The following is a 1,105-nucleotide window of genomic DNA, read 5'->3' as shown; positions in this document are numbered from 1 at the left end:
GCCCCGGACACCCCCGTCCTCACCGCCACCGGCGTCACCATGCGCTTCGGCGGACTCACCGCCGTCCACGCCGTCGACCTCACCGTCCGCCCCAACGAGATCGTCGGCCTCATCGGCCCCAACGGCGCAGGAAAAACCACCTTCTTCAACTGCCTCACCGGCCTCTACCGCCCCACCGAAGGCACCGTCGCCTACCGCGGAACCGTCCTCCCGCCCAAACCCCACCTCGTCACCCGCGCAGGCATCGCCCGCACCTTCCAGAACATCCGCCTCTTCGCCAATATGACCGTCCTCGAAAACGTCCTCGTCGGCCGCCACACCCGCACCCGCGAAGGACTCCTCGCCGCACTCCTCCGCGGCCCCCGCTTCCACCGCGCCGAAAACGAATCCACCCACCGCGCCATGGAACTCCTCACCTTCACCGGCCTCGACCGCAAAGCCGAACAGCTCGCCCGCAACCTCCCCTACGGAGAACAACGCAAGCTCGAAATCGCCCGCGCCCTCGCCAGCGACCCCGGACTCCTCCTCCTCGACGAACCCACCGCCGGCATGAACCCCCAGGAAACCCGCGCCACCGAAACCCTCGTCCACGCCATCCGCGCCCAGGGCACCGCCGTCCTCGTCATCGAGCACGACATGCGCTTCATCTTCAACCTCTGCGACCGCGTCGCCGTCCTCGTCCAAGGCGAAAAACTCGTCGAAGGAACCTCCGAAACCGTCCAGGCCGACGAACGCGTCATCGCCGCCTACCTCGGCACCCCCTTCGACGACGCACCCGGCCAAGAGGAAATCGCCGAAGTCGAAGCCGCCGAAGCGGAAGCCGAAGCCCGTACGGAATCGGAGGGCGAACGATGACCGCCCTCCTCGAAGTCAGCGGACTCCGCGTCGCCTACGGCAAGATCGAAGCCGTCAAAGGCATCAGCTTCACCGTCGACGAAGGCCAGATCGTCACCCTCATCGGCACCAACGGCGCCGGAAAAACCACCACCCTGCGCACCCTCTCAGGGCTCCTCAAACCCCTCGACGGCACCATCCGCTTCAACGGCCGGCACATCGTCGACACCCCCGCCCACCGCATCGTCGCCCTCGGACTCGCCCACTCCCC

Annotated in this window: 2 protein-coding genes; both read left to right on the top strand. The window is 67.4% G+C overall.

Annotation, left to right across the window (positions count from 1 at the left end):
• A partial coding sequence (locus K6I34_RS37295) for an ABC transporter ATP-binding protein (RefSeq protein ID WP_229332445.1) occupies positions 1–855 on the top strand: 855 nt, incomplete at its 5' end.
• The coding region (locus K6I34_RS37290; RefSeq protein ID WP_229332444.1) for an ATP-binding cassette domain-containing protein at positions 852–1,105 on the top strand (254 nt) is incomplete at its 3' end. The genes K6I34_RS37295 and K6I34_RS37290, both read left to right, overlap by 4 nt.

It is taken from the genome of Streptomyces sp. UNOC14_S4 (genome assembly GCF_020740835.1).
Taxonomy (GTDB): domain Bacteria; phylum Actinomycetota; class Actinomycetes; order Streptomycetales; family Streptomycetaceae; genus Streptomyces.
Note: the sequence above shows the minus strand (reverse complement) of the source record. Positions and strands in the feature narration are given on the sequence as shown.